The organism is Longicatena caecimuris (assembly GCF_004341945.1).
GTDB lineage: Bacteria > Bacillota_I > Bacilli_A > Erysipelotrichales > Erysipelotrichaceae > Longicatena > Longicatena caecimuris.
In genome coordinates this window covers 18,648-41,842 of record NZ_SMBP01000025.1, presented here as the reverse complement: position 1 = coordinate 41,842, position 23,195 = coordinate 18,648, and the positions used below count along the sequence as shown (strand labels likewise).

26 protein-coding genes are annotated in these 23,195 nt (G+C 38.2%); 3 read left to right on the top strand and 23 right to left on the bottom strand.

Translation table 11 applies throughout. The annotated features are described in order from the left end of the window. Positions 1-118: 118 nt before the first annotated feature. From EDD61_RS12180 to EDD61_RS12125, 12 genes are all read right to left on the bottom strand, one after another. Entirely contained in the window at positions 119-703 is a 585-nt protein-coding gene (locus EDD61_RS12180; RefSeq protein ID WP_132225628.1) for a GNAT family N-acetyltransferase, read from the bottom strand. A 230-nt stretch (positions 704-933) separates the two neighbouring features. After that, complete coding sequence (locus EDD61_RS12175) at positions 934-1,371, bottom strand: GNAT family N-acetyltransferase (protein WP_008691119.1); 438 nt, start codon at positions 1,369-1,371, stop codon at positions 934-936. Positions 1,372-1,806: 435 nt separating this feature from the next. Beyond that, a complete protein-coding gene (gndA, locus tag EDD61_RS12170; RefSeq protein ID WP_132225626.1) occupies positions 1,807-3,207 on the bottom strand; it encodes an NADP-dependent phosphogluconate dehydrogenase in 1,401 nt (466 codons plus the stop codon). Beyond that, positions 3,200-4,402 carry a M20 family metallopeptidase gene (locus EDD61_RS12165; protein WP_132225624.1) on the bottom strand — a complete coding sequence of 401 codons (1,203 nt, stop codon included), beginning with the start codon at positions 4,400-4,402 and terminating at the stop codon, positions 3,200-3,202. Before EDD61_RS12165 ends, gndA begins: the two co-directional genes overlap by 8 nt. 11 nt (positions 4,403-4,413) lie before the next feature. Then, entirely contained in the window at positions 4,414-5,241 is an 828-nt protein-coding gene (locus EDD61_RS12160) for a PTS system mannose/fructose/sorbose family transporter subunit IID (protein ID WP_008691112.1), read from the bottom strand. A gap of 2 nt (positions 5,242-5,243) precedes the next feature. After that, complete coding sequence (locus tag EDD61_RS12155; protein WP_008977776.1) at positions 5,244-5,996, bottom strand: PTS mannose/fructose/sorbose/N-acetylgalactosamine transporter subunit IIC; 753 nt, start codon at positions 5,994-5,996, stop codon at positions 5,244-5,246. Between the two features lie 15 nt (positions 5,997-6,011). Further along, entirely contained in the window at positions 6,012-6,509 is a 498-nt protein-coding gene (locus EDD61_RS12150) for a PTS sugar transporter subunit IIB (protein ID WP_008691104.1), read from the bottom strand. A gap of 14 nt (positions 6,510-6,523) precedes the next feature. Next, a complete protein-coding gene (locus EDD61_RS12145; protein WP_008691098.1) occupies positions 6,524-6,934 on the bottom strand; it encodes a PTS sugar transporter subunit IIA in 411 nt (136 codons plus the stop codon). Positions 6,935-7,044: 110 nt separating this feature from the next. Beyond that, positions 7,045-9,810, bottom strand: a complete 2,766-nt coding sequence (locus EDD61_RS12140) for a sigma-54-dependent transcriptional regulator (protein WP_132225622.1) — start codon at positions 9,808-9,810, stop codon at positions 7,045-7,047. Between the two features lie 229 nt (positions 9,811-10,039). Beyond that, positions 10,040-11,617, bottom strand: coding sequence for a 2,3-bisphosphoglycerate-independent phosphoglycerate mutase (gene gpmI / locus EDD61_RS12135; protein WP_132225620.1), 1,578 nt, complete (start codon positions 11,615-11,617; stop codon positions 10,040-10,042). 128 nt (positions 11,618-11,745) lie between these two features. After that, entirely contained in the window at positions 11,746-12,363 is a 618-nt protein-coding gene (locus EDD61_RS12130; protein WP_008691095.1) for a manganese efflux pump, read from the bottom strand. Positions 12,364-12,473: 110 nt separating this feature from the next. Beyond that, on the bottom strand, positions 12,474-13,160 hold the full coding sequence (locus EDD61_RS12125) for a hypothetical protein (RefSeq protein WP_008691094.1): 687 nt from the start codon (positions 13,158-13,160) through the stop codon (positions 12,474-12,476). Positions 13,161-13,359: 199 nt separating this feature from the next. Here EDD61_RS12125 and EDD61_RS12120 point away from each other — a divergent pair, with 199 nt between their 5' ends. Together EDD61_RS12120 and EDD61_RS12115 are read left to right on the top strand one after the other, a co-directional pair. Then, positions 13,360-14,403: an HNH endonuclease gene (locus EDD61_RS12120; RefSeq protein ID WP_117547720.1), complete on the top strand. Its 1,044-nt coding sequence runs from the start codon at positions 13,360-13,362 to the stop codon at positions 14,401-14,403. A gap of 119 nt (positions 14,404-14,522) precedes the next feature. Continuing rightward, on the top strand, positions 14,523-14,801 hold the full coding sequence (locus EDD61_RS12115) for a PTS sugar transporter subunit IIB (RefSeq protein WP_132225618.1): 279 nt from the start codon (positions 14,523-14,525) through the stop codon (positions 14,799-14,801). Between the two features lie 108 nt (positions 14,802-14,909). Here EDD61_RS12115 and EDD61_RS12110 read toward each other — a convergent pair whose 3' ends face one another. The 11 genes from EDD61_RS12110 to EDD61_RS12060 form a co-directional block, all read right to left on the bottom strand. Next, positions 14,910-15,557: an HAD family hydrolase gene (locus tag EDD61_RS12110; RefSeq protein WP_132225616.1), complete on the bottom strand. Its 648-nt coding sequence runs from the start codon at positions 15,555-15,557 to the stop codon at positions 14,910-14,912. 46 nt (positions 15,558-15,603) lie between these two features. Next, a complete protein-coding gene (locus tag EDD61_RS12105) occupies positions 15,604-15,948 on the bottom strand; it encodes an FtsB family cell division protein (RefSeq protein ID WP_008691089.1) in 345 nt (114 codons plus the stop codon). After that, positions 15,878-16,339 carry a spore cortex biosynthesis protein YabQ gene (gene yabQ, locus EDD61_RS14205; protein WP_132225614.1) on the bottom strand — a complete coding sequence of 154 codons (462 nt, stop codon included), beginning with the start codon at positions 16,337-16,339 and terminating at the stop codon, positions 15,878-15,880. Before yabQ ends, EDD61_RS12105 begins: the two co-directional genes overlap by 71 nt. After that, a complete protein-coding gene (gene yabP / locus EDD61_RS12095; RefSeq protein WP_008691085.1) occupies positions 16,339-16,644 on the bottom strand; it encodes a sporulation protein YabP in 306 nt (101 codons plus the stop codon). Before yabP ends, yabQ begins: the two co-directional genes overlap by 1 nt. 80 nt (positions 16,645-16,724) lie before the next feature. Continuing rightward, positions 16,725-17,642, bottom strand: a complete 918-nt coding sequence (locus EDD61_RS12090) for a DUF1848 domain-containing protein (RefSeq protein WP_132225612.1) — start codon at positions 17,640-17,642, stop codon at positions 16,725-16,727. Positions 17,643-17,741: 99 nt separating this feature from the next. Beyond that, the gene (gene ispE / locus EDD61_RS12085; protein WP_132225610.1) at positions 17,742-18,581 is read right to left on the bottom strand and encodes a 4-(cytidine 5'-diphospho)-2-C-methyl-D-erythritol kinase; all 840 of its coding nucleotides are present in this window, start codon (positions 18,579-18,581) and stop codon (positions 17,742-17,744) included. Next, entirely contained in the window at positions 18,571-19,428 is an 858-nt protein-coding gene (rsmA, locus tag EDD61_RS12080) for a 16S rRNA (adenine(1518)-N(6)/adenine(1519)-N(6))-dimethyltransferase RsmA (RefSeq protein WP_008977790.1), read from the bottom strand. The genes ispE and rsmA overlap by 11 nt, the downstream gene beginning before the upstream one ends. 13 nt (positions 19,429-19,441) lie before the next feature. Continuing rightward, the gene (locus tag EDD61_RS12075) at positions 19,442-20,035 is read right to left on the bottom strand and encodes a DUF2812 domain-containing protein (protein ID WP_132225608.1); all 594 of its coding nucleotides are present in this window, start codon (positions 20,033-20,035) and stop codon (positions 19,442-19,444) included. Next, complete coding sequence (gene rnmV, locus EDD61_RS12070; protein WP_132225606.1) at positions 20,032-20,562, bottom strand: ribonuclease M5; 531 nt, start codon at positions 20,560-20,562, stop codon at positions 20,032-20,034. The genes EDD61_RS12075 and rnmV overlap by 4 nt, the downstream gene beginning before the upstream one ends. A gap of 291 nt (positions 20,563-20,853) precedes the next feature. Next, on the bottom strand, positions 20,854-22,068 hold the full coding sequence (locus tag EDD61_RS12065; protein ID WP_132225604.1) for a bifunctional folylpolyglutamate synthase/dihydrofolate synthase: 1,215 nt from the start codon (positions 22,066-22,068) through the stop codon (positions 20,854-20,856). Positions 22,069-22,070: 2 nt separating this feature from the next. Further along, positions 22,071-22,730 carry a uracil-DNA glycosylase gene (locus EDD61_RS12060; protein ID WP_132225602.1) on the bottom strand — a complete coding sequence of 220 codons (660 nt, stop codon included), beginning with the start codon at positions 22,728-22,730 and terminating at the stop codon, positions 22,071-22,073. A 278-nt stretch (positions 22,731-23,008) separates the two neighbouring features. Here EDD61_RS12060 and EDD61_RS13860 point away from each other — a divergent pair, with 278 nt between their 5' ends. Then, positions 23,009-23,158 (top strand): hypothetical protein, encoded by a 150-nt coding sequence (locus EDD61_RS13860; protein ID WP_008691075.1) that lies wholly within the window; start codon positions 23,009-23,011, stop codon positions 23,156-23,158. Positions 23,159-23,195: the final 37 nt, after the last annotated feature.

Sequence of the window (23,195 nt, the reverse complement as noted above, 5' to 3'; positions counted from 1 at the left end):
TCTATCCATCACCTTCAAACACTACGGGAATCCTCAAATTCGAGGATTTTTTATTTACCAAAACCAGAAAATTCAAATACCATCTGCTACAAATTGTAAGCTGTGCTAGCTAATTGACTTACAATTCTTCGATAACATGATGCTCAGAATGATCCCAATACTTCTTATAAACAAAATCGGCAGTACCGTAAAAATTCAATTGATACATTCTAAAGATCACAAAAATATCTTTTGGTTGCCACTGTTCTTCGTATGAATAACAATACTGCATGCCCAATTTCTTCATAACATTTCCACTTCTTGGATTATTTTTATCATGCGTCGCTGTAATATATGGAAGCCCATCCTTTTTTACCTGTTCTATAACAGCTTTCCCTGCTTCTGTAACAATTCCCTGATGCCAAAACTCCTTGCGAAGCCCGTAACCAAAATCGTGATGTTCCTCCATCTCAACATTCATATAGCCAATGGGGAAATTTTCATTTTTTAAGCAAATTGCATAAGCATAGGCTTGGGGTTGTTTATATTTTTCCGCATATCTTTCTTTATAAAACGTCTTTGTTTCTGCCATGTTTTTTACCGGATACCAAGGCAAAAATCTGTTAACTTCTTCATCTTTTAGGATAAGGAAAAGAGCTTCCATATCTGCTTCCGTAAATTTTCGCAAAATCAAACGTTCTGTTTCTAAGATAGGTGTATTCATTTACTTTTAACTCCTCAAATTAAACTTTTCTTTAACAGTATCCCATTTTACATCATAAAATACTATTTGGGTTATGTTAAAATCCTGCTGTGATATTTTCAAACAGTATCTTTTCATATAAATATTCTCGCAAATTATGTTTGCACATTGTTTCGCTTCTCTTGTTTATCTATTTCAAACCGTGATTTTTTGGATAAATACCAAAAAAAAGATGAACCTTTGGATCCATCCTAGAAATATTTGATGTAGTGTTTCAGATCTCGTTTATTCTCATAACCATTTTCCATCATGATTTCATATAGCACCTTACGATCAATATCAGCTGCCATGCGGATACCATGATAACCATTACGTTTTACAACCTTTTCAAACTCTTTAATAATTTCACTTGTCATTTCCTTATTTTCTCTTGTTTCATTCGTGAATACCATTTGAATGATACTGACAAGATTATCAGAATACAGTGTACCATAAGGTGTTCCATGAACATAGCCGACTACTTTTCCCTCAAGCTCTGCGACTAGAATCAAGTCAATGCCGGCATCCAATATGTTTTGAATACGTTCTGCCACTTTCTCCTCATCGTATGCATAACCTAGTTTAAGGTTTAATTCATGGATGTCATGGTAATCGTTTGTGGTAATTCTTCGGATTACATAATTTTCCATACAATTCCTTCCTTTCCTTCTTTGTGCAAATCACTTATAGTCTATCATAGAACATGTAACTTTGTAACAAAATCTTTCACTTTTTGTGTATCTTTTAAATGCTACGTTTTATTAAATCGCAAGCTTATTGCATAGTTTCTATAGTATGTCCAGATTTTCAATACGTATACTCTTTTATCGTATGCAGATGGCAGGTAACGGTGATGTGCTTTTCATCAAGAAGATGTATAAACTTCAAAGTGTTCGCAAAGCTTTTCCTTATCCTGTGCATATTTTCAATTATCTTTAAAACCATTATGGCATGCGTATTCCAGCATTGACATTTCTTTTCTGCTATTGAAAATTGCTTACTTCGCGATATTTTATCCCTATTTAAAAAAGAGGTGTTACGACAATTGTATCACTTAACATTGTCCCACAGCCTCTTTATGATGATTATGCTTGCCAATCGCTATGAAAACTTCCCTGTGCATCTGTTCTTTCATAGGTGTGTGCACCAAAACAATCACGCTGTGCCTGGATTAGATTTGTCGGCAAAGTAGCACAGGTAATCCCCTGCATGTATTGTAACGCACTTGTAAAGATAGGCAAATGCAGGGATTGTAAAACACCCAGACTTACCAAGTTTTGTAAATCGTGTTGCGTTTCGGACAGCTTTTTCTGATAAACACTTGATAAGATCAGATTATCATAAGCACATTCTTCTTTAAACGCCTGCATGATATCCTTGAGAAAGGCCGATTTGATGATACAGCCATTCTGCCAGATATTTGCTAAGGCAATGCAATCAATATGATATTCTTTCTGTTTTGATACACTGGTGATTAAGGAAAAGCCTTGGGCATAGATGCTCATTTTCGCTGCTAACATGGCTTTTTCCAACATCTGTAAGAAAGCTTCTTCTGTTATTTCCATCTTACAGGATGCATGCGGATATAAGGCAGATGCCTGGGTGCGTTCCACGTGGTTCATAGATAGAAAACGTGTCTGAACTGCTTCAGTAAGACTTGGTATTGCCACACTATAATCAAAGGAAATCTGACTTGTCCATTTCCCTGTCCCTTTCTGTCTGGCAACATCACTGACATAATTTACTAACCAGCCTTCCTTTTTATCGTCCTTGCGACGTAAAATATCACAAGTGATATCCATCAGATAGGAATTTAATGGGCCTTGTGCGAGACGTTGAAATGCCGTTTGGATCTTTTTCATATCCTGCTGATAATAGTTCTTTAACAATGCATAACTTTCCGCAATTAATTGCATATCCGCATATTCAATACCATTATGAACCATCTTAACGAAATGTCCGGCACCTTTTTCCCCGATATAAGTACAGCAAGCAGATCCATCATCATTTTGTGCAGCCATTGCGGTTACGATGCTAGCCACTTCTGCATATGCCTTACGATCTCCACCGGGCATAATGCTTGGCCCCTCTAATGCCCCTTTTTCGCCACCGGATACACCACAGCCAATATAACGGATACCGGCTTCTTTTAATTCCTGCTGCCGACGTTCTGTATCAAGGAAGAAAGAATTCCCGCAATCCATAAGAATATCGCCTTGACTCAAAAGCGGAACTAAAGAAGAAATTACGCTATCCACAACTTTCCCCGCTGTCACCATCAATAAGATCTTACGTGGTTTTTCTAAACTATCCACAAAATCTGCGATATTTTCATAGCCATGCAACAATGGATATTTTTGACAACAAGCTTTTGTCACATCTGTTTCAATATTAAAGACACTGATGGAAAACCCTTTGTTGGCAATATTACGAGCCAACGATTGTCCCATCACACCTAATCCATACAATCCTATCTGTTTATGCATAAGCCACCTCATCAGCGATACGCTGTTGTAATTCGGCTTTGGCTTTTGCGGCGATTGAAGGTTCTAACAAGATTTCTACAATTGCCCTTGCCATCGCGATTGCACTGATTTTTAAACAACGTCTTCCTGCTTCTCCGTTTGCTAATTCGCGGAATTCTTCTGTATGTCCACTGATCTTACGTTCAGGCAATAACGTCATAAATAAATTGCAGGCAGGAATCACGCGCGATACATTACCTAAATCTTCTCCACCTTTATCAGCTGGCATTCCTTCCATCAATGGCTCTTTTAAATAGGTAAGTTCCGCTTTTAAAAGATCTCCTAAAATAGCATTGGGGGTTCTGCCTAAATAGCCGGGAATTTCTTTGTAGTGAACCTTACAACCTGTAGCCATAGCCATTCCTTCTGCCATTTGATAAATCTTTTCTCTGGTTTTTGCGATATCTGCCACTTGCATGGTGGAGATTTCCACTTCTACCTTGGTATAATCGCTGATTCGGCCGATATCCTGATTGGTTTTTGGTAAGATGCAACAGATATGAATATCATCATTTAATTGCTGACGCAACAGACCAATTCCTTGATAGAATAAGACAGCTGCATCCAAAGCATTAATTCCATTTTCCGGATGGCTTTCCGCATGAGCGCTTTTTCCATGATACTCAATTATAAAATCTGTAAAACTTGCACATTCACCGCCAATTCTAGTAATAGCACTTGTCGGATGCATGAAATATAACACATCTACACCATCAAATACATGATTATCTAGCATGATGATCTTGCCACCGCCTTCTTCTTCTGCCGGTGTGCCAAAGACTTCAATGCTGCCACACAGATCACTTTCATCCAACACCTTTTTGACTGCCAGCGCAGCTCCCATTGCGCTTGTCGCAATCAACTGGTGACCACAAGCATGTCCGATATCGGCTAATGCATCATATTCGGCAATTACTCCAATACGCAGGCCTTCTCCTTTTTTATATACGGCATGGAAGGCGGTATCTAAACCGCCTGCTTTTTCCTTTACCGTAAAGCCTTGTTCTCTTAATTCACGACATAATACCTTGCACGCCTTATGTTCCTGAAAAGCAATTTCCGGATTCATGTAAAGATAACTAGCGATATTAGAAAGATGTTCTAAGTTCTCCTCTACACTTTCATCACAGAGCTGCTTTATGTCTTTACGTTCCATGAATGTCCCCCCTACACGATATCAAAGAAGGCTAACACAATAGATGCAATGATGATACCAAGCAAGATTCCACCATATTTCGTACCTTTTTTCTTCATGTAGAAATAAATTCCGGCAATTAATGCAAATGGCAATAATCCTGGCATGATTCCATCTAAAATATTTTGTAACAGAATCGGATCACTGTTTTCCAATTTGAAACCAGCAGTTGTAGTTAAGGATACATAACTCGCTGATAATGCTCCCATCATCATTAACCCTAAGATACTGCAAGCATCAATAATACGATTCATCAAACCGCTTTGAATCAGTTTACCGATAGCATTACGTCCTAAAGAATACCCTAATTTACACATATACAAGCCAATAAAATAACCGGCTAATGGGAATAACAGCACGAAGAATGCTCCAATGAGATTGTTACTTAAAGCCATCGTCGTAGCCAAAGCCAGACAGATTGGTTTTAATGTTCCCCATATCAGCGTATCACCGATACCGGCAATTGGTCCCATCAGACCCGTTTTTAAAGCGATGATCATTTCTCCAGAAATATCATCCGGATTCATACTTTTCTCTTCTTCTAAAGATAAGGTAATACCATGAATAACAGAGCCAATCGTACCTTCAGTATTAAAGAACTGTAAATGACGTTGCAATGCTTCCTGATAATCATCATCATTTGGATATAGCTTTCGCAATGCATTCTGCTGAGACGCGCAGAAGCTTAATGACTGCAAACGATCGTAACAGTGTGAAACTTCACACAGCCAATACCATTTATTATATGCCTGAAAAATATCCTTATTGGTAATCTTTCTTTCATTTGTGTTCTCTGCCATAACTATGCCTCACTTTCCTTATTCTTTAAGAATAGATATAACAGTGCAATACATGTACCAAAGATGGCAACCCCCATCGTTGCTACTTCAAAATAAATGACAATGAAATAACCGATAACGAAGAAGGGAAGGAATTCTTTCTTTCCGATAGTATAAACAGCCAAGGCAAAACCGATTGCAGGTAATACCCCACCGGCAACTTCAATGCCATGCATTGCCCATGCCGGTATCGCATTGATCATACTTTCTACTAATGTTGGTGCTAAGATGTTTGCTAAGAAGATTGGTACAGCTGTTAATACAAAGGTTAAAATCATCGGATAAACAGATGCATTTCTTGTAACCGCGTTAAAATCTTTCTTCTCCACGCTTTTTTCAGCACGAATGGTGAACGTAGAGTTAATGGAATATTTAATATTCCATAACACGGAACCAAGAATACCGAAAGGTACCGCTAAGACAGTTGCCGCATGAGCGTCTAATCCTGTACGAAGAGCAATGGGAATCGCTACTAATGCCGCACTGGATGCGCAAGCTGGAACCGTTCCGCCTGGATAAATAATACCAAGGTACATCAGTTCCAGAGAACCACCGATTAATAATCCCTGTTCGATCTGTCCGGTAATGATACCCAACAAAGCGCCTACCAATACCGGCTGGCCTAAGGTATCACTCAATGTATAACCAAAATCAGTTGTTGAAACAAATTGCCAAATACCGCAAAATGCCGCGACTAATAATAAACCTGTGTCCATAAATTTTTTCCTCCTCTACTCATGAAAATCAAGTTTGTCTATGACTTTATCTACTTCATACTTCTGTTGTGTAGGTACGACTTGAATATACATTTCACATCCTTTCTCCATCATTTCTCTTAACAATTTGACATCCTTTGCATCAAAGGTAATGCCGCTTGGTGTACTGACTCTTCCAGAGCCGCCACCTAAGCCCCCTATTTGAATAATTGGCATTGGGAATTCTTTCATCAACAATGCATGACAATCTTCAACGTTCTTAAACAGCAGCAATACCTTACCATCTCCAAACGCATTTTCCTTCCAACGTTGACTGCTTTCCTCTATGGTAAAGATATCCACCTTCACATTCGAAGGTGCTGCCATTTTATATACACTTGCCAAAAATTCATCCTTTGCCAACATATCATTTACAATGATGATACGATTTGCATTGGCCTGTTTTACCCATTTCGTAACGACCTGTCCATGAATCAAACGAAAATCAATTCGTATTAAGCTAATTTCTGCCATTATGTTTTCCTCCTCTACGACAAGTTTTTCAACAGCTTGATAACATCTTTCCCGCTGCTTTGTAAAATTGACAGACCTACATCAATCAATTCCTCCCGGCTGTGATGATCTTTTTGTGATGTGATTTCAATATACATGGCTAGATTCAATCCTGATATGACTTGCATATCATAGCGTTGAGATAAGATAGCACATGTTGTACAAGGGGTTCCTCCAAATAAATCTACCAAACACAAAACTTTTTTCCCGGCTTCTTTCTGTAAGGCTGCTTCCATCATTTCCTTATATTCTTCTGGAGGCATGCCAGGCAGTAATGAAAATGAATATACATTTTCGCTTTTGCCTGCAATCATTTCTGCGGATTTAATAAGTTCTTCACCAAATCTTCCATGTGTACAGACAAAGATGCACAAATCCTTTTCCATACGATCCTCCTTCCTGCTTTTACTCTTTCACCTTCCTTTTAGCAAGTTGCGTGCCAATAGAAAAAAGTGCCGTGAACATCAGCACTTTTCCTTATACGAAGCATAGTGTGTTATTCTGTGTCGAAGATATCCATCACATAAGCGATTTCTGTGTCAGAGATTGTTATTTGAAATTCATCCTCTAAAATGCGCAATGCCGTTTGGATGATATGATATAGCTTTTCGTCTGCTTTAATACGTTCTTCCATACCGACATAGGGCATTTCTTCCTTACGGATACAACGCTCTATCATACATCCTACATGTAGCATATAACCAATCAACACACGATTATAATCATCAATATCTAACATTTTTGAAATGACACGGAAGGATTTACGAATGAGAGCATCCGCTTTGATCGGATCTAGAAAAACAAGCGTTTCTTTTAAGAAATTATTGGTCATTAAGTTCGCTGAAACGATTTCTTCGCCTTCTACCCCTAGATTCATCGCAATAATCTGATTTAATTGGGAAAAGCCATCTTCTAAGATAATCTTGTCACTGGAGATATAGGCTACATCTTGAATATGCAAATCACATGCACCTACAACTGCCAAGACCCGTTTCCCACTTAGATCCTTTTGTTTAAAAGTTTCGGTATTGCAGGGAATAATCTCAATACTGCATTCTTTTACCAGTGGCAAAGCACTACAGATTAAATCTCCTAATTTAATAGCTGCGCCTTCTCCACTCATACAAGTCGTAATAATCACATATTGTTCCCCATTTTGTTGCTGCAGATTCTTTGAATATAGCTTGCCGATATAGGGCGTATAGCTACGTAATTCTTTATATAGATCATCCAATGTATATTCCAGCAGCATGGTTTTTCGCAATGCTTCTAATACAAAGGGCGTTGATATCATATCAATGGTCCGAATAGGAATCTGTGTCTTTTGCGAAATGATGTCCCCAAAGGATAAGAGAGAACCCATATCCACTAACATCAAAACCCCTTTTCCCTCATTGATTTCCTTCACCTTTTCCGTAACGACCTCTAAAAAATCATCCACATTCTGATGCAGGCTCATATCCAGCGCATGACCATGTGTAGTATGTAAAAGTGAATTTGCCACATCCACCATATTGCGCGCTACCCCATTTCCATGTGCTAACGCCAGTAAACCAATCGCCCCATGCTTTCCCTCATTTTCCTTTTCCACACATAAAAACATAGTGAAAAATAAGAGCTCCTGATCTTTTAGTTTCATATCCAATTCCATTTCCAGAAAATCGCGTATTTCTCTGGCTGCCGCATATTCATTAGGATTTTCCCGCATGACCTTATAGATTCCATCATTGATTTCATAAGTATCGCGTTTATGCTCCGCTATTGCAGAAACATGCATCGCCATAGCTACGCAAATTTTTTTCGAGAAATGACAGCTTAAACGCTGTTCTGCTAAAGATAAGGAAACCTCCACAGCATGATAAATATGAATCGGTATGATCTTATGCAACATATCCATATCTTCATGCTCATCAGTGATACGATCTGACAAAGTTTCCATATATTGCTCAATATAACGACGTATAAAAGAATTGGCCTCCGCAATCGAATAACCGCGACGTTCATAACCTATCAGCTTACGACTGATTTCATGATAAATATCGGAAAATTTCTCATCATAATTTTCTTCCGAGGTTGTTTGATCATACAATATATACTCTTCATGAAGTGGCAGATTTTTTTCTATTTCTTGCATCTTTTCAGCATTTAATAATCCACGATAAATATGATCTTGCAAAATGGATGTCGTGATACGAATTTCATCGTATCCTTTCATTTTTGACTCAAGAAAGCCATTGGCACACAGTAATCGAATATCAGCTTTTAATTGTCCGATATTTCCTTTACAATCATAGGACAATAATGAACGCATGACTTTATTATGTACTTGAATCGGTATCATAACCTGATTATATTCCTGGGCAAAAAATTTCTCAATCAGCTCATAACGTTCTTTTATCGTTCGCTCATGCAAAGCAGGCATTGTGATCGTCATCGGGATTCTTCGTAAAAATGTCTGTAGTAAAGAAGATTCTACATTTTCTGTGGTTGCCGCAATAATCAATGTTCTTGCCGTACTATTTTCTTTCGCTCCTAAGCGGCGATATTCATTACGATCCATTAACATGAATAGCATCTCTTGTCCTTCAGGAGGCAGTCGATGTATTTCATCCAAAAATAAAACCCCATCGCGTGCCTGCTCCACTAAGCCATCATTCGTTTTCTCTGCCCCTGTATAAGCACCCTTTACATAACCGAACAATTGACCCAACAGCAGCTGTGGATTATCCGCATATTCTGCACAGTTAAAGACGATAAACTTCGCACCCTCACCTAATACACCGTGTTCCTTGGCATAACGATACATGATTTCCGCAAACATTGTCTTTCCTACTCCGGTAGGACCAATCAACAGCGTATGCAACCCAAATGGCGGATAGATCATCGCTGCTTTTGCTTTCTTGATAACCGTCTTTAAACTGCCATCACTGCCAATCACATGCAAAAAGGCATCCGTCCCTATGGTTTCCTGCATTCGTATACTGTTTTTTAAGGTTGTTACTTCGTACTGTTCTAGCCTTGTCTTACTTAATTCCTGTAATATCTTTGCATCAAAATAATATACCGGTCTTCCAATGACTTTCACAACCACTTTTTCCTGTACGAGACGATTGAGCTCTTTGCTCACATTTGCCCTGTCCATTTGTAAAACCGCCGCAAGATCTGCCGCATTTACCCCTTCATATCCTTCCATGATCTGTTTTATTGATACGGTTTGACACATTTGTTTCAGGCAATCAAATACTTTTGATTTCCTTAGCATTGTTCCACCTCAATTTCAGAATTGTCATAACATCTCTATATGTGATTATAGTTGATTGTACTTCTAAAGTCAAAGCGTTTTCTACCATGGCAGAATTTTCCTGTATATGAGCTTTTTTATATGCTGAAGCTGTCAATATTCTAATCTAATAAAACTTTATGTAGATATTCCTATTAAAGAACAAAAAAAGAAGACAGCATATAAAACCGTCTTCTCTAGAAAGGTCGCATTATTTTTTGATAATGGATGTATTCCAATGTTCGTTTGGTGCTACTTCCAGTAAATCAGCTACCGTAGCTGCAACATTTGAAAGTCCTAGATCTTCATCCTGTTTCAATTCTACATCTGCACCATAAACAATAAATGGAACCTTGTTTAATGTATGGGAAGTCTTAGATTTAACAGGTGCATCTTCTTTTTTCTTCTTTTCATACATTTCATCAGCATTTCCATGATCTGCTGTAACGATTAAGATACCATTTACAGCATCCACCGCTTTCTTAACACGAGCCAGCTGTAAGTCAACAGATTCTACACCAATAACAGTAGCTTCAAAGTTACCGGTATGGCCAACCATATCGCCATTTGGATAATTCGTACGCAGGAAGTCATAGTTTCCTGATTCAATAGCGGCACATAATACATCGGTGATTTCAGCAGATTTCATCCAAGGACGCTGTTCAAATGGTACAACATCAGAAGTGATTTCTACATAATCTTCCAATTTCTCATCAAATTTCTCAGAACGATTCCCATTCCAGAAGTATGTCACATGTCCATATTTCTGTGTTTCGGAAATAGCATATTCACGAATTCCGTGTTTGCATAATTCTTCTGTCAATGTATATTTAATCTTTGGTGGGTATGTTAAGAAGTTGTGAGGGATATTCAAATCTGCATCATACTGCAACATACCGGCATACATAACTTTTGGCATTCTCACACGATCAAACTTATCAAAACTGTCATCACCGTCAAAGGCTAACGAAATTTCCTGAGCACGATCGCCTCTGAAGTTAAACAGTACAACACTGTCGCCATCTTCGATCGTTCCCACTGGTTTGCCATCTTTTGCAATGACAAAGCCTGGCAGATCCTGGTCAATTACGCCTGTTTCGTCACGGAAGGTTTCTACTGCTTCAGAAGCAGAAGCAAACTGACGTCCTTCACCTAAAACATGTACATGCCATCCTTTTTCTACCATTGCCCAGTTTGCTTCGTAACGGTCCATCGTAATCGTCATACGTCCGCCGCCGCTAGCAATGCAAGCATGGAAGTTATCATCATTTAATTCAGCCATGTAGTTTTCAATATCTTCAATATAGATCAATGCACTAGTTTCTGGAACATCACGTCCATCTAACAGCGCATGAATGCGAACTTCTTTCACGCCATCTTCTTTTGCTTTCTTGATCAAAGCCTTCAAATGATTGATGTGAGAGTGTACATTTCCATCCGATAACAAACCTAAGAAATGCATTGTTCCTTCTTTACAATTGTTAACCAAAGCTTCCCACGTTTCAGTCTTGAAAATTTCTCCGGTTTCGATGTTTTCATTTACTAATTTTGCCCCTTGTGAGTAGATTTGTCCACAACCAAGAGCGTTGTGTCCAACTTCACTGTTACCCATGTCACCATCACTTGGCAATCCAACAGCCAAACCGTGTGCCTTAATTTCTGTGTGTGGGCAGTTTGCCCATAATTCGTCTAATGTTGGTTTATATGCTTTTTTAACGGCGTTACCAAATTCTGATGCATTGATTCCAACACCGTCCATAACCACTAATACTACTGGTCTTTTACTCATAGTATCCATACCTCCTGTCTACCTTATAAATATACCATCTTTTTCTTGTTTTAGAAACTGTTTTGTTCACAATCCCCATAGAAAAAACATCACTTTTTGTGATTTTTCTTTATGATAGTTTATGGGCACTATAAAATACGCATGAATGCCAGTAATAGAAACAGGATGCCACTAACCCACGATAAATTCCAATCTGCCAAGGAAGCGACATGCCTTCCTATATATGAACCAAAAAAGACCGCAAGGAAACCGACAGTGAAACTGATACATAAAACCAGTAAACGATCATGTACCTGTACGCCATAAGCAAAACCACTGACGATCGAATCAATTGATAGAGCAACCGCTAAATAAAGCGCTTCATGTAATGATAACTCTTTTGAATGATCGGCATCTGCCCGTGTTTCATCCAGATAAACATCAAGTACAAAGGATATGCCACTGTATTGAAAGGAAACTTTACGACTTTTTCGATCCTTTAAAAAAGATTTAATCGTTCCTTGAAAGAGTGCACTGACCCCCATTAAGAAAAAGATAGCAAACGAGAAAACAGCAGCATACTGAGGATGTAATACCTTTTGAAAAAGCCCTGCAGTATAAATAGAAACACCCAAAAAGCTTGTTCCTATCAATGCGATTAACAAAGTTGAACGTAATGGAATACGGATCTTTTGTGCACCATAAGCAAGTGATGCTAAAAAACTATCTAAACTTAATGCCACAACCAATAGGAAAGAAGTAATCATTTCGCATTCTCCTCTTTATTATGGTATTACGCTATTGCATTTCGGTGACGGCTGCTGCAAAATTAAAAGCATCTCAATTCGCATGTTTTGCGTCATGAGATGCTTGTATTTTATAATTCTGTGATATTTCCTTTTTTATCGGCTAAGATCACACTCATATTCAAACTGTTTTTAACAGCTTCCGGTATTTCATTCCATTGTCGGCGATAAGAAAGAGAATCATTAAATGCAATGCTGTAATGTGTTTTTGTATCTTCAATATGCTTTAATACTTCACTCACCTTCACCGGTAATGGCTGTTTACGGCCACGTTTAATCCCTTGTACATTAATGACCCAACGCTTGTTTTCGTTATGGGCCTCGATAAAGTCTTTGTTTTCCACATATTCCCAGCCATGTTCATTTAGCCATCCTTTGATAAGGTTACGCAAATCTTCTGTATTTCGCTTCATCTTTGCTTTTCGTGCTGCCAGTTTTTCTTCTTCACTTTTTGCCGGACGACCGCGTTTTTTGTCAGGGAACATGCGCTGGCGATTTGCTAAATCATGCAACTGAAAACGCACCGTTAAATGGGAACCAAATCCGGTATTACCTTTTGGGCGTTGTAAGATTTCATCTCCTTCTAACATTTTTTTATAAATAGCCTGACAGCAAGTAGGCATCGTCGCATGCTCAGGTGATACAGAGGCATGTAGCTGCTTAGAATTCACCTCAATGCAGGTTTTTCCCTCCTTTATCGCTGTCAGTTTCAAATTTTCAATAACTTCCAAGTAATCTTTAATTCCTGGACCTTTCATTTTAACACTCTCCTTTTATTAGTTACATTGTAATTGTTTTGTTTTGTCGAATGCACGCACATTCTGGCAGATTCTAAAAAATTTGTTTTTTTCTATAAAAGGAATGTCTAAATTTCTGTATCACATGATGAATCCATGATAAAATAAAAGGAGAAATCATCATCGATTACGCGCATATAATTAAGAAAGTGGTGAAGGCATGAAAAAAATGTTGTTTAAAAAAATTCTGGCTGTTTTAGACGCCATAGAATTACAAGGAATCGATCTTCATCATGCACCGATTCGGGTATATGAAGAGCTAGCAAATGATTATTATGCAACAAAGCTACCGGAAATTCGTGAAAGCATTCATTTTCTGCATGAAAAGAAAGCCTTAAAAGAAACCGAAAACGGTATCGACTTAAATCCTGCACCGACGATTTATGCGAAGAGTAATCAAAATTCCGGTGTTGAAGCTTTATCATTATTTGAAACCTTCATCCATGATGCATCTGTTTACGCCTTTTATCAAAAATTGGCTTATGACAATGCTTGGATGGATAAGCAAGATGTGGAAGAAGCGCTAGGAGCAGATGTGTATCGTTTGCTGCAACAGACCATTCTGTTTGAAATAGAAAATGAGCAATGTCATTTTCAGCCAAAGCTGTTAAAAGGTATTACGGATATTCTACAGGAGTATGATGACGAACAGGAGCCTTTAATTTCCGTCGCCCTTACTGCGCTGTTTACTTCCAGTATCGTTGCCCATGAAGATATGCGCATCGATTATAAAAATACAAAAACACCGATGTTAAATTATAAATATAAACAAACGATTCTTTCCATCATCCCAAGACGTGGCATACCACACGATCGTGATGAAACCAAGGCACTACAATCCTTTTATAAGGACACCTTGTTTCATGAATTTGATCATGCCTGCCCGCTCTGTGGTATAAATATTCCTCATATGTTAATTGCATCTCATATTAAACCTTTCCGGGATTGTGCGCACATTTATGAGGCAATTGATCATAATAATGGACTATTGTTATGTCGTAATCACGACTATCTTTTTGATCAAGGTTATATCTCCTTTGATGAACTCGGTTACATCCTGCTTAGTGAAGAGATGTTACTACGCGATCATTTAGCTTCTTATGTATTAAGAAAAAATTATCAGTTACCTGCCTGCTTCTTGACAAGAGAACGCCTGCAATTTTTAGAATATCATCGTAAAAACATTTTTAAAAACATGAAATAAGCTTCTAGCCTATGATGATAAGATATCCTTCTTCCTAACGGATTTATACCCTCCATACGAATTCACCAGTAAGGAGGGTATTTTTTCATCTGTTCCATAATAGTAGCTATCACATATGTATGAGTACCGGCATTCTGCAGATGAAGCTTGAAGAAGAGGCTAAGAAAAGAAAAATCCAAGCAAACGTCATGGCTATGCCGATGACAGAATTCGATGAGGTAAGACAGACGGTGGATGTTGTCTTACTAGCTCCACAAATACGTTTTGCGGAAAAAGAAGTGCGAAAAACGCTTCCGGACAAGGTCTTTTTGATGATCATAGCATCACAGGATTTTGGTATGATGAATGCTGAAAAAGTCATGAATCAAATTCAACAAGGTTTATCAAAAAAGCATTAGAAAACAAAGCTCCTACTTATTTGTTCTAAATATGACAGGAGCTTTTTCTAATGCCCATAAACATTAACTGCTTACTTTATAAACAATAGTTCCTTGCGCAGCAGAAAACTATAACACTGTTAAAATATCTTCCAGCTTCTCCATCACCTGATAGCACATTGCTTTTAATTCATCATCCGGTGCTATCATATCTGGAATCATTATGACATCCATCTTTGCTGCATGTGCTGCCAATATGCCATTCTTAGAATCTTCTATGACAAGGCAATCTTCCTTTCGCAAGCCCAGACGCTTCGCTGTTTCAAGATAAATATCAGGATGAGGTTTTCCATGCGCTACCATCTTACCCACCACGATTTCTTCAAAGACATCTTGAATGCCCTCATGCTGCAAGTTAAACTCCACATTTTCCCTTCGCGCACTACTCGCCAAAGCCAAACGATAGCCTTTTTCTTGCAGCGCTGTAAACAGCTGCTTTAAATTACATTTAGGCAACGGACCATGTGTTTTTTTATACTCCATTGCGTAATCTTCATGATATTGATACGCCTCTTCCTGAGGCCAACCTTTTGGCATGTAGGCATCAAACACAACTTGTGCACTTTGATAGGTTCTTCCAATCAAATCTAAAATAAATTGTTCACTTTTGGGCAGATGGAAACGCTCCATGGTAACCAGCCAGGCAATACGCGATATTTGTTCCGTATCAAATAAGGTTCCATCCATATCAAATAAAATTGCTTTCCACTTTTTCATCATAACCTCCATACAAGAAAACCCCATAGAATTCTCTACGGGGAAATTAATTACCATCATTTGCAGGATCATCACTTTTAGAAGGGAGCTTAAAAATTTGCTCACCTGGTTTGCTCACCATAAATTTACCTCTGGCGTAGCGTTTTACATATTCAGGATCTTCCAAATTTTCTTTACGTTTCTTTAAGTCCTTTTGCTGACTTTCTAATGAACTGATCATCTCTTCACTGGTAGAGATTTCTTTCTTTAAACGAAACGTTGTGATCAAATCTTCCGCAGCTATCCAAATCAGAAAACAGGATAAGAATATGGCGGCTAAACTAAAGAACGTGCGAAATGGATGTTTCTTCTTTTTTCTTTTTGCGCTTATTTTTTTTACTTCTTCGCTCATTTATCCTTCGCCTCCTGATTTTCTTCGGTAATCTTATTATAGCAAGTATTTTGGATTTGACAAGTTTAAGTTTTTTGCGTAAAGGCCGCAAAGTTTTAACAAGAGCGAAGAAGAATTGCTGAAATACCGCAAGATACCACGTATAATACACCATGACACCTAACAGGAAAAAAACAAGTAGGTAAATGTTGGTAATCCCGCCATTGATGCCATAAAGACCATAATAAAGCAAAGATGTAAACAGTATATGGAACAGGATTTCCATCGTTCCTCTTAAAAAGGAAACATGCACATATTTCACAAAATTTAAAAGAAAACTAAACCCTAATCCATATACCCAGCCCATGAGAAAGTGATATAGAATAGACTGTATTTGAACCGGCAGCAGCATTATTTAAACAGCTTAGAAATAACCGAATCCTTTCCATTACCTTTTTTATTGGATACATAAGATAAGGATTCAATCAATCCGCGGATAATGACATCTCCACGCTCGGTATCCAGCTTTCCTAAGGTCAGATCTTTTCCCTGCACGAGCATCCAGCCTTGTGCGGTTTCCATTAAAAATTCACTGGAATCAAAACTGTCTATCTGTTTGACACCGGTTAATTCCATCACTTTACGATCTTTTATCACAACGTTATGGTATGGATTTGTTTCAAAGCGCAAAGGATTTGTATTCGTTGTATCTTCCATATAAGTTCCTCCTCTTTTCTTCATTACATCCTATGTTCATGAAATAGCGTTTAGAACTTATGCAATTCTTACAGCGATACTTATAATAAACGCAGTTGCCGTGGGGCTTCTTTTCGCATGGTGACCACATCTTCCTTTGTGATATGTCCCAATAATACACTACTCTTCGGATCATGCTGCATCATTCGTTGTGAAATGCGATCTTCGTCATAATTGGCATAACAATAAGCGCAGCCATGACTACAACAATTATAATCACCAATATCTACCGTTGCCAAACACGTACATTGTGTTCGTACACCTTTTTCTTTTAATGCTAACGGATATCCTACCAAAGCTTCTATCTCTTTACGATCTACGCATAAGCCCTTTTGGATATGATAAGAGGATAGATCAATGGCTTCCGCACAAGTTTGTATTTGCATACCATAGGATGCGCCAATTTCGCCAAGACATTTTCCTATGGCCAGCATCTGTGCATGACTCAACTCTTGTAAATGTAAAGATGGTGCATGTTTTTGTGTGTTTTTATACATGTCAAGAAAGGAAATGATGATTTTGTTTATTTTGCCTTGTAACTTTGCACAAAGTTTTTCAAAGGCTTGCGCATGGTAGCTGATGGTATAACGTTCATTTAAGAGAATCGGATCATAGCGTACATATACACGATCTTTTCCAATTTGTTTGGATAGCTCCACAATGCCCTCTAAAATGGCTTTTTTATCTAAGACATGGGACTCTATATCCTGATGATAAGGAGTAAATGTCACATGAAAGAGATAGGGAAAAGGAATTTCGGATAAGCGATGCAATATGGGCAAAGGATTTTTTGTACAGAAGATCATCGCATCAATTTGGTCTTGTGTTAGTGCTATACGACTAATCTGGTGAGGATTAAAAGGATTTCGTACGTCCACAAAACCTGCTTTGAAACGTTGAAACAGCCATTCACTGTAAAATGCCGGAATATCACACCTGCCACTTACAAACAACAACATAACCTCACCTCCTTTAGCGTAAGATGATCTTTGCCATCATAGGTATCATTAGCATCTAATCTTGTATTTGATATAAAACCATGCGGTATTCGCGCATGGTTATGGATAAAAAGTTGTATCACATACAAACATGTCCGTATGTGCGTAATGATGGATGGCTTTTTCAATTCGTGTTTCATCTTCGCTCAACGCAAACACGGTGCTTCCACTTCCTGACATTAAGACACAGGGAAAGCCCATGGCAATTAGCTCCTGTTTGATATCAGCAATCTGGGGAACCAGTTGGAAGGCACTATATTCTAATGAATTCGCAATATACTGCGGTAGTTGTTCATACTCTTTATTTTGTAACAGTTTTTTAATGGTATGCGCATTCGGATGTGGACATTTCGCAAAATCCAACGTTGCAAAGGCTTCTTTGGTAGATACACCGATAGAAGGTTTTACAAGTAACACATGTGGCTTCCAGTCAAAGTGAAAAGGTGTCAGTTTTTCCCCAATACCTTGTACCAAGGCACTTTCCTGTAAGACACAGAAAGGCACATCTGCCCCAAGCTGTTTTCCTAGCTGTGCTAATTCTTCCATCGTGATAGAAAGATGGCACAAATTATGAATCCCTCTAAGGACGGCCGCTCCATCGGCACTTCCTCCGGCTAGGCCAGCTTGTGAAGGTATGCGCTTATGCAGATGTACATGGAAATGTTCTTTTAACGCAAAGGTGTTTCGCATCAATTGAACAGCGCGAACAACGGTATTTGCATCATCCATGGCAACCTGTGAATCATCTGTTGTGAACATATCTTCCTTTGCAATGGATATTTCGATCGTATCATGTAAGGCCAGCGGCAACATGATCATTTCTAATTCATGATAGCCATCTTCACGTTTCCCTACAACATTTAATGTCAGATTGATTTTAGCATGTGCCTCAACGATCATCTTGCATCACCTCGTATAAATGCAGAAATTCATCCAGTGTCAAGCTTTCTGCTCTTCTCTTCGCATCGATATCGGCCTTTTCTAAATAAGCTTTTGCGGTTTCTTTATCGCTGCAATATTCCTGAAAATTATTTAAGATGGTCTTACGGCGTTGTTTAAAGCAAGCTTTGACCATTGCGAAAAATGATTCTTCCTTTAAATTTGCGTAATGTTTGCGAAAGGTAAATTGCAACACTGCGCTATCGACATTCGGTTTGGGATGAAAAACATTTTTTGGAACCTTCATAACAGCACGTACATCACAACGATATTGCGTTATAATGCTTAACGCATTATATTCTTTTGTATTTACTTTCGCATGAAAACGATCTGCCACTTCTTTTTGCATCATTACCGTAATCGCCGCAATATCCGCATTAGATTCAAAAATCTTAAACAAAATCGGCGTTGTAATATAATAAGGTAAATTTGCCGCTATCACGACATCCATACCTTTTTCACGATAACGATTTACCCATTCCCTTAAATCAATCGTTAAAAAATCCTGTAAAACAACAGAAACATTCGTATATTCAGAAAGTGTATCTGCTAATACATGAGGTAAACGTTCATCAATCTCAAAACAGACAACCTCTTTCGCATATTCACATAAATATTGTGTCAATGCGCCAATGCCCGGTCCGATTTCAAACACAACGCAATGATCACTGACAATAGCACTGCGGGCAATTTTTTCTACAACGCTTGGCTCTGTTAAAAAGTTTTGCCCATAGTTTTTCTTTGCGAACAAATCATGCGTTTCTAAGATTTCCTTTGTTCTGGATGGGGTTGCGATAGGTTTCTTCATAATGATATCCTTTCTATACTAAAGCCGCAAACGCTTTAATAGCTGCCTCAATCAACAAGGTGGTAAGAACAGCCGCAGCCGCAGCCAAGACAATATTTTTAATTAACTTCGTAAAATTACTTCCTTTTTGGGTGCTTTTTACATCATACAAGCGAGGAAAAGCAAACAATAGCAAAGCGCTGTAAAATAAGACCTGCTGACGCATGGTTTCATTATCCATACGTAACGCAAAGATTACAGCAATCAGAAAAACAAGATTACTGATGGATTTTAGAAAACGCCGTAACGAATACATGCGCATATCTAATAATGGTAAGCTTCCTTGGATATCCTCATGATAAAAAATCATTGTGGATTCATGTTCCAAAAGCAACTTCCATCCCAGTGAGGTGAAGATATCTTCATCACCGAGGTATTTTACATCATAAATACAAAACTTCCCATATTGCGGTGCTGTTTTCACAAAACGAAAGAACAAAAACGAATCAAAAAAGATGTAAGTAAAATCCTTTACGATCCATCCCTTTATAGCCATTTGCCGCAACCATGTTTCTAATGTTTCACGTTGGACAAAGACACTGCGGATTTTTTGTTCTTCTTGTTTCATTTGCGCAACAGCTCCTCAACATCATGCAGTGTCAACTGCATCATATTTAAACGTTTAAACAACGTTTTGGCATTTGGTCTTCCTAAATAAAGCGCCTGAGCAACTTTTTCTCTTTGATGAGCGGCAGCTTCCCCCCCATGCAAGCCCAAAGATAAATATTCTTCCCAGGATATACTTTCAACAGGCTGTTCTTGATAGGTGAATACATGAGATAATGCATCCAGCAAATCTTTTTTTGATGCATGTTCCACACCGACCTTCTTCGTTGTTTTTGCTTTATGCTTCTCGATATATGCATTTTTACAGCCGGGAATTTTCTGATTGATGGCAGTACGAATGGTTTCACCGGGATGATCAGGATCTGTAAAGATGATGACACCTCTGGTTTTGGCTGCCTGCTCAATGAGTCGCAATGTTTCTACTGACAGATGGGTACCATGTGTTTCAATGGTATCACAGTCAATGCAACTTTGTAGCACGTTTGTATCATTTTTTCCTTCCACAACAATAATTTCTTTAATTTTCATGGGTATCACCTACCTCTATAGTTTACCACAATTTCATCTTAGACGCTATTGCCTCTCTTTGATGTTTACGGATTGCCTTTTTTATATTTTAAATACAAAAAAGATTGATCCTTTATCATAATATAAAAAGTATCAACCTATCTTTTATCTGCTAAATTGTCGTAATCCATTTAAGCAACCTTTACCATAGTTTAACTATTTTACAATTCCCCTTGGCTCTAGCGGGAATTCGCACTGCTAGTTTCTTATTCAGCATGCATATAGCCATATTATACCAAAAGCTTATTTGTACTACTTTTGCCAGAATTGGCGAATTTCACTGATGAAATACAAGGAACCGGTAATAACGATCGTTTTCTTTTTCTTTAACATATACGTTAATGCCGCATGGTAATCTTCAATAAGATGAAGGTGTTTTCGATTTTTTAAACAACGGATGTCTAAAGAACGCTCATTATCAAAATGTGTGATGGTAATATCACTTGTAATGGTTTCTAATATCGATAACATCGTTTCAAAGTTCTTATCTTTTAAGACAGAAAATAAAACAGCGATATCGTCATAACCTTGTAAAGAGTTGCACAATGCCTGGATACCATCCGGATTATGCGCTCCATCTAAAATCACGATCGGATCTTTCTGCATAATTTCAAAACGACCGATCCACACAGCTTTACGTAAACCAGCCAAAATCTGTGCATCCTTTATTTCTACAAGTCTTTTTTCACGTAGCCGCCAAATTGTCTCCAAGGCCAGCGCCGCATTGCGAATCTGATAATTCGCCATAGAAGCCAGTGTCACCTGTAAATGTCGATAGGTAAATACCGTTTGCAAATTTGTAGAAAGATCACAAATCGGTTCCAAGGTGTACAACTTTACCCCTTGTGCATCTGCATGTTTTAAAAATACATCCAGGCAATCTGCTCTGGTTTCTGCACTCACCACATCTGCACAAGCTTTGATGATACCTGCTTTTTCTTCCGCAATCTTTGCATAGGTGTCTCCTAAAAGCTCCATATGATCCAATCCGATGTTTGTTATCACGCTGATCAATGGTTCCAAAATATTGGTTGCATCTTTGCGGCCTCCTAAACCAACCTCAAACACGGCATAGTCCACATGATGCCTTTCAAAGTAGATGCATGCCAGCATCATATCAATCTCAAACATGCTGAGATCCCAGGTAAGCCAGCTTTCATAATAAGTATTGGCAATTTCTATGAATTCTTTTTCATCCATATACATATCATTGATGCGGATGCGGTCTAAATGCGTAATCATATAAGGAGAGGTAAAGGAGCCTACACAATACCCTGCTTCCTGTAGCATACTGCGGATGTCATTGGTCGTAGAACCTTTTCCATTCGTCCCTGCAACATGAATACTTTTTAGCTTCTTTTGGGGATCCCCTATGCTCTTCATATAGTCCTTAAAATGCATCAAACCATATCCGCGATTCTTCCGCCCTTCAATAAGCTGAATAATTTCCTCTGCCTTTGTAAACATATTTAATCCTCTATCTTCCATTGCACCGGTGAATGACCCATCTTTAACAAAGCTGTATTTGTCTTAGAAAATGGCTGACTGCCAAAGAATCCATGGTAGGCCGATAAAGGAGAAGGATGTGCTGAAGTTATGATATGATGTAGTGGATTGGTAATGAGTTCTGCTTTCTGTTGTGCCCAATTCCCCCATAAAAGGAATACAATACCTTCTTCTTTTTCATTCAATGCGCGAATAACTGTATCGGTAAAAATTTCCCATCCTTTTTTACGATGAGAACCGGCTTTTCCACACTCGACACTTAACACTGCATTCATCATGAAAACACCCTGTCTGGCCCAATCTAGCAAATAGCCATGTGAGGGCATATCAATATCCAAATCCGTCTTTAGTTCCTTATATATATTACGCAGACTTGGCGGCAGCTTTACCCCCTTGCGCACGGAAAAACACAAACCATGTGCCTGATTTGGCTGATGATAAGGATCCTGCCCCAAAATCACTACTTTCACCTTTTCATATGGGCAAACATCAAAACAGGTAAACAAATCCTCACGTGGAGGAAAAATCGTCTTGGTTTTATATTCTTCATCTAAAAAAGCCATCAATTCTTGATAATAAGGCTTCTCTTTTTCCTGTTGAAACAAATCATTCCAGCACTTCATATGCATCACCTTCCAAACGCAGTAATCATACCATAAGACCATCTTCTTCACAACGTGCATCATTTTAAAAAAAAGTAGTGAGAATGAAACTTTTTGGCTTTTTCTTTCGTTAACTTAGTGAAGGAGTGCTGATTATAAAGATAGACAAAAAAATATCATAAAAAATTCTTAATTTTTCTAAAGATTGTCTTACATTTTAGTAATACACCCCTATCAAAAAAAGAATCATGCTATAATGCGGTTAGATAAACAAACACTTACGAAGTGAGGTGACTGATATGAAAGGGAAAGATCTTACCACGAATACAACGATTGCGACAACACATCCGGATAATACCATACTGACGGCAATTGTGAAACCACGTAACATCCTGATTGTCATTGGTCTAATGGCTGTCTTTATCTTATCTTTTTATTTATTCACCTAGTACACGAGAAGATTCTTACAATTTCATGACTTTTCAT

Excerpts from the sequence above, each read along its gene's own strand:
- EDD61_RS12140 (WP_132225622.1), bottom strand. The coding sequence starts at position 9,810 with ATGCTAAGGAAATCAAAAGTATTTGATTGCCTGAAACAAATGTGTCAA.
- ispE (WP_132225610.1), bottom strand. The coding sequence starts at position 18,581 with ATGATCGTTGAGGCACATGCTAAAATCAATCTGACATTAAATGTTGTA.
- EDD61_RS12165 (WP_132225624.1), bottom strand. The coding sequence starts at position 4,402 with ATGGAACGTAAAGACATAAAGCAGCTCTGTGATGAAAGTGTAGAGGAG.
- EDD61_RS12105 (WP_008691089.1), bottom strand. The coding sequence starts at position 15,948 with ATGAGCGAAGAAGTAAAAAAAATAAGCGCAAAAAGAAAAAAGAAGAAA.
- EDD61_RS12110 (WP_132225616.1), bottom strand. The coding sequence starts at position 15,557 with ATGAAAAAGTGGAAAGCAATTTTATTTGATATGGATGGAACCTTATTT.
- EDD61_RS12155 (WP_008977776.1), bottom strand. The coding sequence starts at position 5,996 with ATGGACACAGGTTTATTATTAGTCGCGGCATTTTGCGGTATTTGGCAA.
- EDD61_RS13860 (WP_008691075.1), top strand. The coding sequence starts at position 23,009 with ATGAAAGGGAAAGATCTTACCACGAATACAACGATTGCGACAACACAT.
- yabQ (WP_132225614.1), bottom strand. The coding sequence starts at position 16,339 with ATGCTGCTGCCGGTTCAAATACAGTCTATTCTATATCACTTTCTCATG.
- rsmA (WP_008977790.1), bottom strand. The coding sequence starts at position 19,428 with ATGAAGAAACCTATCGCAACCCCATCCAGAACAAAGGAAATCTTAGAA.
- EDD61_RS12090 (WP_132225612.1), bottom strand. The coding sequence starts at position 17,642 with ATGTTGTTGTTTGTAAGTGGCAGGTGTGATATTCCGGCATTTTACAGT.
- EDD61_RS12075 (WP_132225608.1), bottom strand. The coding sequence starts at position 20,035 with ATGAAACAAGAAGAACAAAAAATCCGCAGTGTCTTTGTCCAACGTGAA.
- EDD61_RS12145 (WP_008691098.1), bottom strand. The coding sequence starts at position 6,934 with ATGGAAAAGGATTTGTGCATCTTTGTCTGTACACATGGAAGATTTGGT.
- rnmV (WP_132225606.1), bottom strand. The coding sequence starts at position 20,562 with ATGAAAATTAAAGAAATTATTGTTGTGGAAGGAAAAAATGATACAAAC.
- EDD61_RS12150 (WP_008691104.1), bottom strand. The coding sequence starts at position 6,509 with ATGGCAGAAATTAGCTTAATACGAATTGATTTTCGTTTGATTCATGGA.
- EDD61_RS12130 (WP_008691095.1), bottom strand. The coding sequence starts at position 12,363 with ATGATTACTTCTTTCCTATTGGTTGTGGCATTAAGTTTAGATAGTTTT.
- EDD61_RS12115 (WP_132225618.1), top strand. The coding sequence starts at position 14,523 with ATGAGTACCGGCATTCTGCAGATGAAGCTTGAAGAAGAGGCTAAGAAA.
- EDD61_RS12120 (WP_117547720.1), top strand. The coding sequence starts at position 13,360 with ATGAAAAAAATGTTGTTTAAAAAAATTCTGGCTGTTTTAGACGCCATA.
- gndA (WP_132225626.1), bottom strand. The coding sequence starts at position 3,207 with ATGCATAAACAGATAGGATTGTATGGATTAGGTGTGATGGGACAATCG.
- EDD61_RS12060 (WP_132225602.1), bottom strand. The coding sequence starts at position 22,730 with ATGAAGTGCTGGAATGATTTGTTTCAACAGGAAAAAGAGAAGCCTTAT.
- EDD61_RS12065 (WP_132225604.1), bottom strand. The coding sequence starts at position 22,068 with ATGTTTACAAAGGCAGAGGAAATTATTCAGCTTATTGAAGGGCGGAAG.
- gpmI (WP_132225620.1), bottom strand. The coding sequence starts at position 11,617 with ATGAGTAAAAGACCAGTAGTATTAGTGGTTATGGACGGTGTTGGAATC.
- EDD61_RS12125 (WP_008691094.1), bottom strand. The coding sequence starts at position 13,160 with ATGAAAGGTCCAGGAATTAAAGATTACTTGGAAGTTATTGAAAATTTG.
- EDD61_RS12180 (WP_132225628.1), bottom strand. The coding sequence starts at position 703 with ATGAATACACCTATCTTAGAAACAGAACGTTTGATTTTGCGAAAATTT.
- EDD61_RS12175 (WP_008691119.1), bottom strand. The coding sequence starts at position 1,371 with ATGGAAAATTATGTAATCCGAAGAATTACCACAAACGATTACCATGAC.
- yabP (WP_008691085.1), bottom strand. The coding sequence starts at position 16,644 with ATGGAAGATACAACGAATACAAATCCTTTGCGCTTTGAAACAAATCCA.
- EDD61_RS12160 (WP_008691112.1), bottom strand. The coding sequence starts at position 5,241 with ATGGCAGAGAACACAAATGAAAGAAAGATTACCAATAAGGATATTTTT.